Annotated in this window: 15 protein-coding genes; 9 read left to right on the top strand and 6 right to left on the bottom strand. The window is 48.1% G+C overall.

Going from position 1 to position 17304, the window contains the following annotated elements; translation table 11 throughout:
• Positions 1-100: 100 nt before the first annotated feature.
• Both thrC and QUA36_RS10765 read right to left on the bottom strand, forming a co-directional pair.
• Positions 101-1399, bottom strand: coding sequence for a threonine synthase (gene thrC, locus QUA36_RS10770; RefSeq protein ID WP_333457326.1), 1299 nt, complete (start codon positions 1397-1399; stop codon positions 101-103).
• A 379-nt stretch (positions 1400-1778) separates the two neighbouring features.
• A complete protein-coding gene (locus QUA36_RS10765) occupies positions 1779-2039 on the bottom strand; it encodes a MoaD/ThiS family protein (protein WP_015179186.1) in 261 nt (86 codons plus the stop codon).
• A 493-nt stretch (positions 2040-2532) separates the two neighbouring features.
• Between QUA36_RS10765 and QUA36_RS10760 the strand changes: the two genes are divergently transcribed.
• Positions 2533-2820: a hypothetical protein gene (locus QUA36_RS10760; protein ID WP_333163203.1), complete on the top strand. Its 288-nt coding sequence runs from the start codon at positions 2533-2535 to the stop codon at positions 2818-2820.
• Positions 2821-3359: 539 nt separating this feature from the next.
• Here the strand turns inward: QUA36_RS10760 and QUA36_RS10755 are convergent.
• Positions 3360-4736: a cytochrome P450 gene (locus tag QUA36_RS10755; RefSeq protein WP_333457324.1), complete on the bottom strand. Its 1377-nt coding sequence runs from the start codon at positions 4734-4736 to the stop codon at positions 3360-3362.
• Between the two features lie 138 nt (positions 4737-4874).
• Entirely contained in the window at positions 4875-5480 is a 606-nt protein-coding gene (locus QUA36_RS10750) for a hypothetical protein (protein ID WP_333457322.1), read from the bottom strand.
• A 680-nt stretch (positions 5481-6160) separates the two neighbouring features.
• Here QUA36_RS10750 and QUA36_RS10745 point away from each other — a divergent pair.
• The gene (locus QUA36_RS10745; RefSeq protein WP_333457320.1) at positions 6161-6769 is read left to right on the top strand and encodes a COP23 domain-containing protein; all 609 of its coding nucleotides are present in this window, start codon (positions 6161-6163) and stop codon (positions 6767-6769) included.
• Between the two features lie 136 nt (positions 6770-6905).
• Here the strand turns inward: QUA36_RS10745 and QUA36_RS10740 are convergent, their stop codons facing one another.
• Positions 6906-7199, bottom strand: coding sequence for a hypothetical protein (locus QUA36_RS10740; RefSeq protein WP_333457318.1), 294 nt, complete (start codon positions 7197-7199; stop codon positions 6906-6908).
• A gap of 68 nt (positions 7200-7267) precedes the next feature.
• On the opposite strand from QUA36_RS10740, the gene QUA36_RS10735 reads away from it, so the two are divergent.
• The 4 genes from QUA36_RS10735 (at position 7268) to QUA36_RS10720 (ending at position 11907) form a co-directional block, all read left to right on the top strand.
• Positions 7268-7546 (top strand): hypothetical protein, encoded by a 279-nt coding sequence (locus tag QUA36_RS10735; protein WP_333452302.1) that lies wholly within the window; start codon positions 7268-7270, stop codon positions 7544-7546.
• Positions 7543-8766: a COP23 domain-containing protein gene (locus QUA36_RS10730; protein WP_333163187.1), complete on the top strand. Its 1224-nt coding sequence runs from the start codon at positions 7543-7545 to the stop codon at positions 8764-8766. The genes QUA36_RS10735 and QUA36_RS10730 overlap by 4 nt, the downstream gene beginning before the upstream one ends.
• A 221-nt stretch (positions 8767-8987) precedes the next feature.
• The gene (locus QUA36_RS10725) at positions 8988-11228 is read left to right on the top strand and encodes a phosphoketolase (protein WP_333457316.1); all 2241 of its coding nucleotides are present in this window, start codon (positions 8988-8990) and stop codon (positions 11226-11228) included.
• A 79-nt stretch (positions 11229-11307) separates the two neighbouring features.
• Positions 11308-11907 carry a Uma2 family endonuclease gene (locus tag QUA36_RS10720; protein ID WP_333457314.1) on the top strand — a complete coding sequence of 200 codons (600 nt, stop codon included), beginning with the start codon at positions 11308-11310 and terminating at the stop codon, positions 11905-11907.
• A gap of 488 nt (positions 11908-12395) precedes the next feature.
• Here the strand turns inward: QUA36_RS10720 and QUA36_RS10715 are convergent, their stop codons facing one another.
• Entirely contained in the window at positions 12396-13268 is an 873-nt protein-coding gene (locus tag QUA36_RS10715; protein WP_333457313.1) for a methyltransferase domain-containing protein, read from the bottom strand.
• A 305-nt stretch (positions 13269-13573) separates the two neighbouring features.
• On the opposite strand from QUA36_RS10715, the gene QUA36_RS10710 reads away from it, so the two are divergent.
• The 3 genes from QUA36_RS10710 to QUA36_RS10700 all read left to right on the top strand — a co-directional run bounded on the left by QUA36_RS10710 (position 13574) and on the right by QUA36_RS10700 (position 17302).
• On the top strand, positions 13574-14245 hold the full coding sequence (locus QUA36_RS10710) for a response regulator transcription factor (protein ID WP_333457311.1): 672 nt from the start codon (positions 13574-13576) through the stop codon (positions 14243-14245).
• Between the two features lie 95 nt (positions 14246-14340).
• Positions 14341-16323, top strand: a complete 1983-nt coding sequence (locus QUA36_RS10705; protein WP_333457310.1) for a CHASE2 domain-containing protein — start codon at positions 14341-14343, stop codon at positions 16321-16323.
• 184 nt (positions 16324-16507) lie between these two features.
• Positions 16508-17302, top strand: a complete 795-nt coding sequence (locus QUA36_RS10700; protein ID WP_333457309.1) for a DUF928 domain-containing protein — start codon at positions 16508-16510, stop codon at positions 17300-17302.
• Positions 17303-17304 lie beyond the last annotated feature (2 nt).

Below are 17304 nucleotides of genomic sequence, written 5' to 3'. Positions count from 1 at the left end.
ATTAGTCCTCAGTCATTAGTCATTAGTTATCAGTCAGTAATCATCAGTCAACAGCTTAATAACCAATGACTAATGACTACCGACTACTGACTAATAGCTGTTAAACCGAAACTTGTTGCCATTCTAAGCGTTCGAGCGTGCGGGCGCGTTCGAGGGCGCGCTCGAACGCTTCTAGTTTCGGTTCGAGGGTGATGGGTTCGCCGATGTAGCCTTGAACTGCTTCCTGCGTTTTCAAACCGTTGCCAGTGATGTAAGCGACGGTGGTTTCATCGGGATTGATTTTACCTGCTTCTACGAGTTTCTTCAAGACTGCGATTGTCGTGCCACCTGCAGTTTCTGTAAATATGCCTTCAGTTTCTGCTAGCAGTTTCATGCCTTCGATGATTTCGGTGTCGCTGACGGATTCAATGTTGCCCCCTGTTTTGCGGGCGATTTCCAAGGCGTACATACCGTCTGCTGGATTGCCGATCGCGATCGACTTAGCAATTGTATTCGGTTTCACCGGTTTGACGAAATCACGGCCTTCGCGGAATGCTTGGGCGATGGGGGAACAGCCGTCAGCTTGGGCGCCGCTGAACCGAACTTTCTTTTCATCAACTAAACCGACTTCGGTGAATTCTTGAAATCCTTTATAAATTTTTGTGAACAAAGAGCCGGAGGCGAGGGGAGCGACGATGTGATCGGGCAATTCCCAGCCTAGCTGTTCGGCAACTTCGTAGCCGAGGGTTTTTGAGCCTTCGGAATAATAGGGACGCAAGTTGATATTGACAAATCCCCAGCCATGTGTATTGGCGACTTCGCAACAGAGACGGTTAACTTGGTCGTAGTTGCCGTGAACTGCCATGACAGTTGGATTGTAAATCAGAGTGCCGAGGACTTTGCCTGCTTCTAAGTCGGAGGGAATGAAGACTACGCAGTCGAGTCCGGCGTGGGCGGCGATCGCAGCCGTAGAGTTAGCTAAATTGCCGGTGCTGGCACAGGATACCGTTGTGAAACCCAATTCTCTCGCTCTGCTGAGGGCGACTGACACCACTCTGTCTTTAAAGCTGAGAGTGGGCATATTGACGGCATCGTTTTTAATATAAAGATTTTTTAGACCGAGGCGGCGCGCCAAGCGGTGGGATTTTAATAGAGGAGTCATCCCAGTGCCGACATCGATGACGTTATCTGTAGCGACTGGTAAAAATGCGCGGTAGCGCCAGATCGAGTTGGGGCCGGCTGCGATGGTTTGGCGAGTGACGCTGCGGCGGATGGCGTCGTAGTCGTACTTGACTTCAAGCGGGCCAAAACAGCAATCGCAGACGTGCTTGGCTTGGAGTTCGTACTCTTCGCCACATTCTTTACACTTAAGGGCTGTGAAGGTTGCTGCTGTGGATTGGGTTCTGGTCGCCTGGGTCATAGCTCAACTCTCTAGTTTTGCGATGTTTTCTTATTCTTGTGCAAGATTAGCACGGTCAATTTAGCCCGTCAACCATACCCGATTTTTTTAGTCGGGATTGATTTTCCAGTTACTTTTAAGTTAAACAGTGGTGTATTTAACTTGGATATTTGGGCGGGTGGAACGCCCAAACCCTACTCTCCACAAGGATTTGACTTGTTTTCAGGATCGGGATCTTAATCCAGATTGTCAGGCCCACACGCGAGCCCGATCGAGCTCAAGGATGATTTACCGACGGAATTGTTACAAAACTTAATAAATCTTTTTTGGGCTAACAATTGGGCAGTCGTGCGATCAAACACAACTACAAAACCTCGAATTTTTGATTAACCAACTTAGCCTACCCGCCGCTGACGGGAGGGATGAGTACAACTTCGTCGCCGTCTTGGAGGATGGTGTCGGGGGAGACGAATTCCAGGTTGAGGCCGAAGCGGGTGCGATCGCGCCATTGTTCTAATTGAGGATATTGGGCGATCGAGCTTTCGAGCACTTGAGACACTGGGGTTTCGGGAGGAAGTTCTAATGTAAGTTCCGAAACACCGTAGGCTTCACCGAAGGCGGCGAACAGTTTAACGGTGATGGTAATTGAAGAGTTAGACACGGCTGTTGAGTGCGATCGACGGTTTGGCAATTATCAACTACACCATACAATTAATTAGTAATTAGGCGCGCAGAGGCTTAGAATTGAAAGCGGCAACCTCTAGTTAAGTTTTACCCCATCGGGTAAAGATGATAGTTGATTGCAGCAAAAAGTCTTAACAATATTGTATGCCGATCGCTCTCACCAACCAGGCGTTAGAAGCAGTTGGCATCCACTTAGATGCAGCTAGCTAAGGTCTAGTTAGCTGCTGTTGAGGCTAATGCGAGAATAATTTTTGAGGATGCGGTATAGATACTTTACGGTAATTGTGGGAGAGTACAAAAAGCTCGCACTACATTTAGCAGGCAACAACGCAGACAAGGCCCTGCCAACCCGCTTTCCTGACAAAAAATCAGGTTATAAAGTGTGGCTTGGGATAGTCAAACCTTTGCCATGCTTAGCAAGCTAGCCGTTCTATCTAAGAAGAATACTGAAGTTAACGCGATAGAAATATATGGCAAGTAACGATTTTAAAGTGCTTCAGATTATTGAAGCTAAAGGCTGGTATGCCTTTGGGAGTACGAAGCAAAGCCAGCACGTTGAGAGATGGGTAAGACCTGTCGTGTGTTGGGTTTTAATAGAAGATAAAAAAAAGCGACGGGTTGTGACAGCTACCGCTAGCTATCAGATCCAGATTGATGACAAAGAAGTCGAGTTTTTTGCCCACGAAAGCGAAATTCAAGATCTGGAGAGTCTCCCAAAGTCGGTCTCGGTATCGGAATTTCTGAAAACTGAAGATTGAGATAAGGGCAAAAGGAGATAATTTAACAAGTTATTAATTATTCCTTAGTGATTCCTTAAACTTGCTATCGGATTCTATTGGAATTAGAGGCACAAGCTCTAGATTGGGGATAGGGGGAGATGAGGACAGGGGGAGAATTTATACTTTTGCTTTGCCTTCTGCATCTTGTCTCCAATGCCTTAAGTAACCCAAAAAATAAAGAGGCCGGAAGATTGCTGGCAATGCCAACACGCTTCCGACCTTGCTGAATAACAGGGTATGCATATGTTTTTAAAGTATGGCAGGGAGGCTTTTGAGATATCAAGAGGACTATTGCAATCACCCACTTTTGCTTTCAGGCTGTGTTTGCAAGGCTCCTATTATTTTAGACTGAGAATTTGAAAATTGAGAGGGGGGAGGCTTACAGGTTAAGGATTCTAGCTATTTATCTGTAGCGGGTGCTACAAAAAATGGTGGCATTGGCGGACGATCGCACCTTCTCCCTAAATGGTGGACACTCAAAGCAGAAAGTTCGATCGTCCTCTGCAACCGCCGCGACTTTAAACCCCACTACCAACAGGTTCAGGCTTCTGCTGCGGTATCCGCCGCCCCAGCAGGGCCATCCGCACGCCGCCGGCAGGCCCTAAAGTCACCCCTCGGCGTTTGGCCTGTACAGGCTTTTTCTCGGCCAATACTAAGTCGAAATCCCGCAAAATGGTTGCCAGCACCAGTTTCATCTCCAACTGCGCCAGCGCCAAGCCGATACAGCGGCGGCTGCCACCTCCAAAGGGCAAATACTCATAAGGCGAGAATTGCCTCTCCAAAAACCGTTCCGGTTTAAATTGCAGCGGTTCTGGATACAAATCCTCCCGTCTGTGGGTCAAATAAATCGAGCCGATGACAACCGTGCCCGGTTCGAGTTGATATCCCATCAGTTCCACGGGCGTGAGAACTTCTCGCGAAAACGTCAGCATTGCCACGGGGTAAATTCGCAGCGTCTCCTGACAAACTGCACTCAGGTAAGGTAAGCGGAAAATCTCCATCGGGTCGGGATTTTCCCCCAAACTGTCCAATTCTTGCAGTAACTTCTGGCGCACCGAGGGCGAGTTGTGAATCCAGTAAAACGCCCAAGCTATGGCCGTTGCTGTGGTTTCGTGGCCTGCAAGCAGCAGCGTCATCAACTCGTCGCGCAATTCTTCATTGGTCATGGGTTGCCCGTTTTCGTCGCGGGCGGCCATCATTAAGCTGAGAATGTCGGTGCGGTTGGCGTCTGGTTGCAGCCTGCGTTCTTCAATTTCGGCATATATCAGATCGTCAAGTTTCTGCTTCCGCTGTTTCATGCGTCCCCAAGGACTCCAAGAACCCCAATCTTGCTGCATCCAGCCGAAAAACAGCATACTCGATCGCAACGGAGAACCAGTCATATCCAGGACTGAGGTAAGTAGGGGCTTGATCTCTTCCAACCGCGGCCCGTCATCCAGGCCGAAGACAGCTTGTAAGATTACCCGCAGGGTGACTTCCTGCATGGCGCTGCGGGCCACAAAAGGTCGATCGACCGACCATTTGCTGGCAACATCTTGAGCAATATCGCAAATTAGTTGGCCGTAATTCCGCATCCGTTCCCCGTGAAAAGGTGGCATCAATAATTGGCGCTGGCGTTTGTGCCTTTCTCCTGAGAGAAGAATCATGGATTGTTCTCCCATCAAGGGTTTTAGGAGGCTGTTCAGGCTGCCTGGAGCGTGAAACGCGCTGCTATTGAGCATCTCCTGGACAGCTTGCGGGTGGTGGATCATAACCAATGGTTTCCCCTTGTTCACTCGAGCTGTGAAAATGTCGCCGTATTGTTTGGCACATTTATCCAGGAATCTCAGGGGATCGCCGATCCATTGAATTAGCTGCACAAAGGGTGGAGCTTTGGGGCCGTTAGGTAGTGTCATAGGAATTACCAGGGTTTGGGTCACAGGACTTAGCAGCATCAACAAATCTCAAAGGGTTTGAAGGTTTCTTCAATCCCTCCCAACCCTTGTTTTTAAGGGGAAAATTGCGTAAGTCTCATCTCCAATAATTTTAATAGCTTATTCTCGAACGGTGCTCAAAATATCCTCTCCAAGCTCTGTAAAACGAACTGTTTTGATTTGCCAAGGAGCATAACTGGTTAAAGTTTGGCGCACGCCCCCGAACAAACCTAACATCTGACAACTGGACAGGTTTTGCAATTTCTGCCGCGAATTTCCGGAGGCTCGCAGATCCACGGTAGCTATTCCGAGGTCGCGATCGATCGTGAGGCGATAACCAGCCAAACCAAGACTATCGAAAATCTGCTGCTTTAACACTTCATTAACCGCCGAGGACATTAACTGGTTCTCTTGGCCTGTAACTGTTTCCGGCTTCAGAGTTTGACACAAATTATCTACCTTATAAACCGTAACGGTGACAGTATTTTCTGAGATGGTAGCACTGCCTAAAACTGAGGCAACAGAGTTAGAAGGCTGCGTTAATTGACTCGATCGAGCCTCAATTTGATTTCCCGTTAGCTGTAGGTGTTGGAACTGAGGGGCGCTTGCTGAGAGTGGGCTCTGGTTTTCGGTTGAGGTAGCTGCATCTGAGCTAGAACAACTGCTACCGCCTATCAAAATTAACCAAACGCCTAAATATCCTAACTGTTTGCAGATACGGTTCATAGTTTTTAATACTCTACTAAACGTCAGTGTATGGAGGGTGAATTTTGGTGGTAGAAAGCACTTAGACCCTGATTACACTCACTTAGAAGTATTTCCCGCAGTACGGAGATGAAAACAAGTTAAGAGTTCTTGTTAATACGTGGATTTTAGTGTTAAATCAGGTAAGAGGGGTTTTACCCCTCGGTGGAGTAACCCCGCAGTTTACCTTTCTCAGCAGATCAAGCTCGCGACCCAGCTCGTAAGTGATATCAAATACCTTGTCAGTGGTGTGATGTACCGTTGCAACTCGATCCTTTCCAAGGTCTGAGGTGAAAAGCCTCTTCCGGTTGGTAAAAGCCTGAGTTTGATTAGTAGTAATGAGGACAGAATTCCGACTGGTGCGCGCATTTTAAGCTCGGCTTCGGAGCGCTTTTTTAACAGCGCCGAAATCGCGCTTATAAGGAATGTGCAAGTCGCGAACAATATCAAAACTTACGCATCAAGAGCAAAAAAACCGGGTTTTTTAACCAGGCATAAGGGCTGCAACGAAGTGTTTTCGTAAAAAAAACTGGTTTCTGGTTAAGTCGCGAATCACATAATTCCTCAGTCAGCGGATCTTTAACGAACAGGCGTGTCAAGGGTGTTATCGCAGCATTCGGTGATTTTTGTGCCGAATCTCATAAAAACACAGTGAAAAAATCATGAAACAGCAATTATTGACAAAAGTTTTTGTGGCAACAGCGATCGCCCTCAGCGGCCTGACGGTTGCTTCTCAACCAAGTTACGGTCGGCGAGCATCGGGGGAAAGTGGATTTTGGTGCAGTACCTCGACCGGTGCGCCGGTGACGGTGTACCAAAACGCTCAAGGTGCTGTAGAGCCTTGGATTGAGTGGACTTCCGATTATTTCTCCGGTTCTGGCTATGATCCGGCAACTCGGTGTCAATTAGTGAGTCAACGCCTCGAAATCTATCGCCGCCAACGAATGCTTAAGTACATTACTGCGGGCCAAATGAACGGCCAGAACGTCATCTGCACGGCGAATCAAGTTAATGGGCGGTGTCAAAATTTGATTTATACCCTCAGACCCGGCCAAGACCCGATCGGCTCTTTGTATAATTTGTTGGCTTGGCGCCAAGGATATGTCGGGATGCCGTCTTTTGATGAAACCAGTAAAATTCCTTACATAGATGTCAGCGAAAAGCTAGGGGAAAATATGGATGATGAGGCGCAACTACCCCTTTTTCCCCACCGTTCGGACAGCCTTAAAGATTGGCAAATTTTCCATCCCATCACCAATTCCAAGGATTGAGGTGGCAGATTTGGCGCGTCAAACAGCGGTACGCATCCCGACGGGGAAATCTTCTGGTTTTGGGACAATCGTCCGCCAGCAGGGCCAAACCTATACAGTGCTTACTAACTAGCACGTTGTGGCGATCTAATAATTGTCACCGACGACAGCCTCCTCCACCCACTGCTAGGAGTTCTGAGGCGGCTTGGCGATATCGAGCTGGCGATCGTTCTGTTTCGCCGCGCGATCGAGTATAAAATAGCACCATTAAGCCTTGAGGCAGGAGCGGTGTCTGAGCCAATGCTGGCAGTCGGCTTTCCTGCGGGTGCTGAGTTTGGGGGTTTGGTGGTGACCGAAAGCATAAAGGATACAAGCCCCCGGATTCATCCGTGGAGAAATAAAAAACCTGTATCCGATGAAACTTGCCCCCCGAATTTATCCGTGGGGTCAATGCTTCAATTGTTTAATCTAAAATCTAAAATCTAAAATCTAAAATCGATTGACGCTGGCTTCGTTTCGGTGCCACTACCCAAATCTTTGCCTCAAGGTTATAGGTTGGGCTATACAAATGAGGTTAAAATCGGTATGAGTCGCGACCCGATTTTTAATGCCAAAGGTTTCTTGATTGGGATTAACTGTAGGGGCAAGTATCGAGATCCAAATTTTGGCGTCTATGCTTTTGAAGAGGGAAGTGAACCAACAGCGGAATTATTGGAAAAAATGGTTAAATCCAGTTGGGGAATTCCGATTAGTATATATTTGCAGTTCGCCTCGTCTCATCTAGGGAGTTATCGATGAATGTGTGGAGTTTGCGGTTTGACGCGCTGACAATCATCTTGACAGGTGCATTAACAGTGACGGCGCTTGTCAGCCAACAATATGCTGCCTGTGCCAAAACAGCCCAAGAAATTGCCCAGCTAGCGACCTTGACAACTGTGGAAGTCAACAATACGCTGGGTTTTTTTGCTAGTGGATCGGGAGTAATTATTGCCAAACAGGGTAACATTTACACTGTTCTGACAGCTAATCATGTGGTGGCAAGCCTCGCTCAAAAATACAGCATTCGCACTCATTTGGAAAAGGATTATGCTGCGATTAGAATACAGCGCTTACCGAAAAATGACACGGATATAGACTTGGCTTTGATACAGTTTCAGAGCCGAGAACAGTATCCAGTAGCACCAATGGGCGAGTCAGAACGTGCTGTTGTTGGTTCTGCTATTTACGTTTCTGGCTATCCGCTGCCAATTTCGGGATTTGAACGAAAACTTGAGTTTACTGCTGGTATCATCTCTTCTCGCTTGGGCAGCGCCTCATCAGGGTATCGTCTGCGTTACCAAGCTGTAACCAGGCGCGGGATGAGCGGTGGGCCTGTATTTGATGCTGATGGTAGGGTGGTAGGAATTCACGGCCAGGGGGATACTGTTGGCACAATTAGGAGTCAGTGGAACGGTCAGATTGAGGAGATTAAAACGGGGTTGAATGCAGCAATCCCGATCGATGCTTTTAGGGAGTTGCTTTCACAAAACAAGCGTAACGGCTTTGATATTCTCAGCAATCTTTCTCTCAGCAGCGCCTTCGGTCAAAACCAGCCGAGTCTGGGTTATGGAGGATTTGTGTGCGATACCTCAACGGGCGAGCCGGTGACTGTGTATCAAAATCCGCAAGGGTTCAGGGAGCCTTGGATTCGCTGGAATTCTAATTTCTTTTCTAGTTCGGGCTACGATCCTCTAACTCGCTGCCAACAAGTGACTCAGCGCCTTGAGAATTATAACCGTAATAAACAGCTAAATTATGTCACGGTGGGTATTGTAAATAACCAGAAAGCGATTTGCACGAGTAGCCGCGTTAATGGGCCTTGCGAAGGTTTGATCTACACGCTGCGCCGCGATCAAGATCCGACTCCTGCACTGAGCAGTTTTTTTGTTTGGCTGGGGAATCAAAAGGCTGTGCCTTCTCTTTCTGAAAGCGGTACTGTGCTTTATATCGATGTCCGGGAACGGCTGGAACAATTTTAGATTTGGGCTTTGAGATTTTAGAGGGATTAGTAATAGGTAAACACAGAACCCCGACTTGTTAAAAAAGTCGGGGTTCTCAAACAACTACTTATTAGCTGACAAAGTGAGATATTTTACTTATTTATCACTGACATAATAGAACTCATGATTTTTTGGAACGCGGAAGCTATAAAATTACTCTTACATTCGTAAATCGAATTCAAATTTTTTAGGTATCAAGCATGACAGCAACTACCCCGCAGGCAACGTCAACAACGCCCGCTTTTTGCGAAGGCATTCAATATTTTTCGGAAACACTCCCTGGTTTTGAGACTTACGGGAAAGCACCTGCGATCGCCGAGGGGAGCAAGTCGATCGCCGATCCTGCCGATCCCGTCGCCGTCTTTCAAACGATGCTGGGAGCAGACGCGCTGCGCTACCTGACACTGCAAGTTACCGCTAGCAAGGCATCGGGACATCCGGGGGGTTTTGCTAGCCAAGCTGAGGCTTATGCCGCTTTGGTGATGCTCGGACACAAGAACATTGTCACCGAAGTCGGCCATCACGCCCCCGGCTTTTACAGTGCCATGTTTCTCGATCGATCTTTGGAAGATATGGGAATTTTCAACGTGCAGCAAGTGCGCGATAAATTCCGAGAAAAAGACGGTTTGTTAGGACATCTTTCCGGTTTCATTCCCGGCCTTTTAGCACCGGCCGGCCCCCTCGGACAAGGGCAGCATTTCGCAATGGCTGGAGCGCTTTTGCACCGCGAAAAACTGTTTGCTTTCACAATGGGTGACGGCGGCATGGGCGAACCCTATCCAATGAGCAGCATGGCGCATTTCCACACTGCTTATCCCAGCGTTACTAACTTTTTGCCTGTGTTGGTTTGGAACGGATATTCTCAGGAACATCACAGCATGGTTTCGACTAAAACTAATGCTGAAATGATTGCTTATTGGCAAGGCAACGGCTTTGAAGAAGTTATCTTAGTTGATGCTAAGGAATTTGACGATAAAAATCAACCGGAAGATTATGTTGACAGCACTGCTTTTTCGCTCGAACAGCGCATGGCATTTACCAAAGCTGTTTTAGAAGGAGTTGACAAAGCGGCAAAATCTGCTCTCGGCGGCAAATTAACTGCGTTTATTATCAAACAGTTGAAAGGTGCTGGCGTCCACGCGCGCGGAGCAAAATCTCACAACCTTTATCCGAAAGATACCCTGGATGCTCCGCACATTATCAGTGCTTTAAAAGAGCGCGCTTTGACTGCTGCTGCTTGGCAATTGGTGCGGACCAATTGCGAGCGTGCGGGCGGCGGGCCGGCGGCGAAAACAGTTGTTACTGAGTTTACCTTGCCGCTGGCAGATTTAGGCGAATTGCCTTTAGAAGAATTTGCAGTTGGGGGAGAACCGAAGATTTCGACAACAGCAATGGGACGTTTGGTAGGAAAAGTCGGCGAGCGCGATCGGACTTTTCTTGTCACTAATGCTGACGGCAACGAAGCATCGGCAATTGCCAATATCAACCAAGCTCTCAAGATTATTCACCCGACGACAGATGACCTGTACAATCAATCGCCAAACGGTCAAGTTTACGAACCTTTGAGCGAAGATGCTTGCGCTGGTTTAGCTGTAGGTTTATCGCTATTCGGAGCGCGGAGTTTGTGGTGTTCCTACGAATCTTTTGCCATCAACGGTTTACCAATTTGGCAAACTGTAACCCAAGCAATGGCAGAATTGCGCCGTCCAACTCCGGCAACTGTCACCTTATTTACAGCGGGTGCATTGGAACAAGGTCGCAACGGTTGGACGCACCAACGGCCGGAAATTGAGGCTTATTTTGCGGCGATGATGCGGAACGGAAATGTGTTTCCTTTGTTTCCACCGGATGCTAACAGCATTCAAGCTTGTTACGAGTGGGCTTTGAGTGCTAAAAATAAGGGAGTTGTGATTACTGCAAGCAAGTCGCCGCTGCCAATTCGCACTACTTTTGAACAGACTCGCCAAGGTTTGCAAGACGGTGCAATAGTGCTGCACGAAGTCGATTCCCCGCAAGCTCCCCAGAATCAAGGAGGGAGCAAGAAAGTTGTGTTTGCAGTTGTCGGCGACATGACGTTAATGCCAGTGTTTGAAGCGGCGGCATTTTTGGAAACAGAAGGGATTGGAGTGCGGATTGTTTCTGTTGTCAATCCCCGGCGTTTGTATCGTCAAGGCGATGTTGCTTGGGATACTTGTTCGGAAGCTGACGGCGGCTTTTTGAGCGATGAGAAATTTGCCGAATTGTTTGGCGGAGATGCCTTGATTGGCGTGACAGGCGGTGCTTCTGGGATGTTGGAACCTGTGATGCTCCGCAGCAATTGCCAGCGGGATACTTTCGCTTGGAAGCGGGGGGAAACTACTGCTAGTGCTGGTCAGTTGATGGCGTTTAATGGGTTGACTGCTGAGGCGTTGACTAAAAGGGCGATCGAGCTAGTTCATTAAGTTAGAATGTGAGTGAATGCCCCTGCCTGGTTTGTGCTGGGTAGGGGCTAGTAATATTTAAAATAGGATGGTGATACCTATGACAGCAAAAATTTTAGAAGAAATAGGTACGCTTGCGGAACAGCGATTGGTTCTCCCCGGTTATTATACTTGGGAGCAATTTGAGGCTCTCGAATCTTTGATGGCTGACTCTCCGGGTTTGCGGATAACTTATCTTGATGGATGGATCGAGTTTATGACACTGGGTGAAGCACATGAAAGCTTGAAAAAAGCGATCGCTATATTACTGGAAGCATACTTTTTTGAACTCGGAATTGAATTCTTTCCTGTAGGGAGTGCAACTCGCAGAGACCGGGCAAGAGATGTATCATTTGAACCAGACGAGTCTTATTATATAGGTTCAAGAAAAGAGCATCCCGATTTAGCCGTGGAAGTAACGATTACTAGCGGTAGCACAAATAAACTAGCTAAATATCTGCGACTTCGCATTCCTGAAGTCTGGTTTTGGGAAAATAATCAGTTGGCTGTGTATGGGTTGCGGGAGGATAATTATGAGCAAGTTTCAAGAAGTGAGTTGCTGCCGGAATTGGATTTAGAATTGCTGGTACGCTGCGTTTTAATGCCTTCAAGGATTGAGGCAAGGACGCAATTTCTTAATGGGGTTCGGCAAGTGGGTTGAATGCTGAGGAGTTGGTAAAAAGTGCGATCGTCTACGAGAGCTTCCCTAACGACTTGATTGGTTAAGCTAAAATGTGACAGACAACCATTGGCTCTCACAAACAACCTTTGCGCGATCGGCTCCCAGGATTTGTTAGACTTGTAGGTGTAAAGTTACTAAATTATTCCTATCTCTCTTCCTTCATCTGCGTGAATCTGCGTCAATCCATTGTCATCTGCGGTTAAAAATTTCTCTTCTTTTAACCGCAGATGAGGGCAGATAAACACAGATTAACGCAGATGAATTAGATCAAATCCGGTGGCAGGATTCGTGATTTTTGACTGTTGACTAGATTTGACGCCCGACGATACTACCGGATTTGATATGATACGATTATAGAGCTATACGTGCAGCTTTAACCTAATGCTGAGGGGATAATTTATTGGGAAGTTTTTCCGGGTTTGCTGTTAAATAAGTTTGCTTTGTTAGCTGGGAATGTAGCGAGGGTGCTAGAGGTTGTGCTGCGACGGAACCTCCATATTGTGTGAAATATCTGTCTTAATTTTATTGCTTTTTTCCCCGCAAGCCATCAACCAAAAACTCATCATCGATCGATCGCCCGCAGCTTCAAACTTATCCCGCGAAACCAGATAGCTTTGTATTTCCGACTCTGAAATCAACCCCTGTTTGACCATCTGCAAAATGGGCCCGGAGTCAAGCAAAGGTTGGAACGCTTCAATTCCGATGATATCGCTGTGGGTGACAACCGCTTCTAAATCAACGCTAACAAACCCAGCTTCTTTCAGAATGCGGCACAGATTTCGCCCGACGCATAAATTGCCGCCCCGCGATGCTATCACCTGCTTGAATTTATCCCTGACAATCTCGACTGACCAAGGCGGATTTGTCAGCCAAAACAGATCCGCATCGCTATCGATAATCACCAGTTTACCGCCCGGTTTCAAGATGCGGAATATTTCTCTAGCTGCTGCGACGGGTTCGGGAAGGTGAACGAACAGCAAACGGGCGATCGCAAAGTCAAACGTGTTATCATCCAAACCAGTATCCGCAACCGATGCTGGGATGCGATTTACTCGATCGCCCCCTTTGTCCTGCAAATATGCTACTGCTTTTTCGTGCAGTACCGGGTCAATTTCTACCGCTGTTACCCAACTGTTTGGCAGCAATTCTAACAGTTTTTCGGTGAAAAATCCCGGCCCGCTACCAGCTTCCAAAACATTCATCCCGTCGGCTAAACCGAACCACTTTAAAGTGCGCGCTTCCTTTTCCCAACTGAGGAGAACTTGAGCTTTTAAGCGCTGGATTTCTGCGTCAAGTTCCAGATTGTACGTGTTTGCTTTATATGAACCTTCGGCTGTCATAAAATTATCTTTATTCTTGCTTGGAAACCTAGATTATAATAGAACTGCGCTTTAGTGCAATTCTCGTTGCGGAGATCCACAACCACAGTTGGCGGACAGATGCAGGACGGGAGCCAGGTAATTCCTCTATTGTAAGAAGATGACCGAGACGATTTTAGATTTGGGATTTGGGATTTTGAATGAGAGTTTCAGCGGTTTAAAGCCCCTAGTTTCAACTAGGTCACAAATCGAAAATCGTAAATTCCAAATCTAAAATGGGTTGACGATTACCTAAACTGACGATGTTGTGTGGCAACTAATCAACTATGCCCCAGACTTTACCTCAACCGCAGAAACGAACATTTTTAGTTGTGGATGACCATGCGATGGTGTTAGGTGGCACGCTTAACATTCTGAAGCAAGAATATCCAGAGGCAGACATTCTGACGGCTCCAACTGCTCAGGCAGCCCTTGAGCAAATAGCGCAGACGACCCCGGATTTGGTGATTGTGGATCTGGTGATGCCAGAGACGATCGGCGAAACGGCGCAAGCAAATTCAGGGCTTCAACTTCTCAAAACGTTGATGGATAAGTATCCGAGTCTGAATATTGTGGTGCAGAGTGCCCATGTTCGGACTTTAGTTTGGCTGAAACCGTCGATCGACAATCATATGGGCGGCTTCACAGTTGTCGATAAGAGCCAGCCGATGAAAGACTTGCTAGCGATGGTTGATTGGGCGCTGCATGAGCGGATTTATACACCCAGAGAGATCCGCAATGGGCTGCAACTCAAACCCGCCTGGATGCAGGTGTTGCAATTTGCTTTTCACGAGAGCTTACAGGATACTGCGATCGCCAAACGGATGAATGTTTCTGAACGCACTGTGCAGTGTTACTGGACTAAGATTCGAGATGTGCTAGAGGTGTATAAGGATGATGATAAGAATCTGCGGATTCAAACGGAAGTGCGAGCTAGAGAAGAAGGATTGATTGATTAGTGATATCAAGTCTGGTTAATTACTTATAAATCCTGTACGGGCATCGGGCATCGGGCATCGGGCATCGGGCATCGGCCAAACAGTCGTACAAAAGTATGATAACTATTCAACCGGACATTATTATGAAGCGCGATCGAAAACAAGCAGTGAAAGCGGGCGTCACGACTTGGGGACGAGGAGCACTTCCAGGGTTGATGGTGATTGTCGCTGTGATGATGGCTAGATTGAGCGGTGCGCTTCAGTTTTGGGAGTTGGTTGCGTTCGATCGATTTCTGCGCTTGCGTCCTCCTGAGCCAATGGATGAACGGATTGTAATTGTCGGCATCACTGAGGAGGATATTCAACGCGCTAGAACTTATCCGATTCCCGATCGCGATATTGCCGATTTACTCAAACGGTTGCAAACGTATCAACCGATCGCGATCGGGCTGGATATTGTCCGCGATATTCCGGTTGAACCGGGTAATGCTGAACTGGCATCGGTGTTTCGCAGCAGCAAGAATGTGATCGGAGTGGAGATTGCTTTGCCCGATCGCAGTGGCTTTACCGTCGCACCTCCGCCCGCGCTACCACCCAAACAGGTTGGCTTTGCAGATTTCGTACTCGATGCGGATGGCTACCAGCGCCGCAGTTTATTGGGCACTAACAACGATCAACAGGAATACCGTTTTTCCTTCGCGATCCGGCTGGCAGAACTCTATTTAGCAACCCGAGGAATTAAGCTAGGTAATGGAATTCGCGATCGGGAGGCGATGCGCTTTGGCAGCATTGAATTTACCAGAGTGCAGTCAAACTCTGGCGGATATGTGGGGGCGGATGCAGGCGGGAACCAAATTTTACTGAATGTTCGCAGCGGGACAATGCCATTTCGCGTGCTTTCCCTGGAGCAAATCAAGGCAGGACAAGTAGATCCGAACTGGATTCGAGGCAAAATTGTGCTGATTGGGATGATGTCTTTTAGCGCGAAGGATTTGGCAAGTTCAGGTGCGATCGCAGGCATCAATCCCGGACGGATTTACGGAGTCGAAATGCAAGCCCACGAAACCAGCCAGATGATTAGTGCGGTGCTCGATCGGCGAGCGTTGCTTCAGGTTTGGGGGGAGGGCTGGGAAACGCTCTGGATTGCGGTCTGGGGACTCTTGGGGATGAGTTTGGGACGATTTCTGCGATCGCCCTGGAAAATTTTGATCGGACTCTTAGTCGCCAGCATTAGCCCGATCGCGCTCTGTTACTGGCTGATTCTTTTGGGATGGTGGGTGCCAATCGTACCTGTATTGCTCGTACTCGTGTTGAATGGGGCTGGGTTGACGGCAGCGTTATTTTATCGCCACGAACAGGAACTCCGACTGCGGTTGGAGGAACGTCAATTTGCGATCGAGCAGACCTTTAATGCAATTCATAGCGGCCCGTTACAAACATTGGTTGGGATTTTGAGAACTGCTCAAGAACAAGCCACACCGCCGTTATTTCTACCGGAGTTGCAACGCTTGAATCAAGAATTGCGGGCCGTTTACGGCTCTGTGCAACGAGACGCGATCGCAGATGAACCGCATCTTCGCATGGGAAGTGCGATCGAATTGGCCCTGCAGGCTCCATTGCATGAATTGCTCTACAAAGTCTATTCCAACACGCTCGAACAAGAACTGCCTTACCTCAAAACGCTCAAATTCAAAATTGTGCAGTTCGATCCTTTGAACACCTCGCATCTGCGGTTGGAACACAAGCGAGCACTCTGCCGCTTTCTGGAAGAAGCGCTCTGCAATGTGGGGAAACACGCGATCGAAGCTACTCGCTTGACCGTAATTTGCACTCAAGAAGGCGATCGGCAGGTGATTCGGGTGGCGGATAATGGTAGGGGAAAACCGTCTCAGTCAGAAACGCTTAGCTTGGCCCAAATCGATCGAGACAAGGAAACAACCGAAGATTCAAACCCTAAACTTCAACCTTCAGGATTAGGAACCCAGCTTGCAAAGAACTTAGCCAAACAGTTAGGCGGAGCATTTCGGCGCTACCCGAATCAACCGAAGGGGATGGTGTGCGAGTTAACCTGGTCAGCAAAACGGCGGTGGTTCAGGTGATTGATTCCTCAGAGTTAGCATCGGAATTATTCATCTCTCTCTTCTCTTCCTCTGTGTTCTCTGCGTTCTCTGCGGTTAAATCATTCCGATCGAACCGAAACTGTCAACTGTCAACTGTCAACTGTTTAACTTTGCACCTTCCCGCAAACGAGGCTTGCGGGTAGTCCTCTATTGTGTTTGTGTATTGTTGATTACTGTAGAAATAGTTACAGAGGGGATTGCGATGATGACTCACGAGTTGAAGCGTCGAACCATTTACTCTGCGGGCATTGCCAGTTTAATGCTGAGTGTTTCGTTCTGGATCGCTCCTGTAGCGCTGGCACAATACACTCCTCCTGAAAACCCTTCTAAACCGAAAGAAACGGGGACGAATACCACTCGCGGGGGCAGTTGCGAAGCTAATTCATCGGCGAGATTGACTGCCTTAGTGCCGTTTAGCCATGTGGGAGAGACGATTTCTGGGCATCCGACTTTTACCTGGTTTGTACCCGATCGCACTCCTCGTCCGTTGCGATTCCGGCTGTTTACTCGATCGGGACAACTGCTTTACAGAACCGAGATGCAGAGTCAGCCAGGGATTATGTCGGTTGCTTTGCCTTCAAATCTGCCCCAACTGTCGATCGGGCAATCCTATCAGTGGCAAGTGGTGTTGGTGTGCGATCCGAATGTTCCTTCGAGGAATGTCGTGGCGGCGGCAGAAATCCAAGTCGTTGCGCCTGCTGCATCGTTGCAGACTCAACTTGCAGCGGCGCCAACTCCCCAACAGCGGATTGACCTGTATGCGGAGTCTGGGCTTTGGTATGACGCGATCGCGGAAGCACGCAAAGCCTCTGAGACTTCTCAAAACCAAGCGGCTGTGCTGGAATTGCTAGATGCTCTTGCTAGTTCGGAAGCCGAACCTTTGAAAGATTGGAGCGATCGATTGCGACAAATTAGGGCGATCGAACAACAACGCCAACTCCAGCAACCCAAACCCTAAAA

The organism is Microcoleus sp. Pol10D4, from assembly GCF_036701555.1.
GTDB lineage: Bacteria > Cyanobacteriota > Cyanobacteriia > Cyanobacteriales > Microcoleaceae > Microcoleus.
This window is presented reverse-complemented; position numbering and strand designations above follow the sequence as displayed.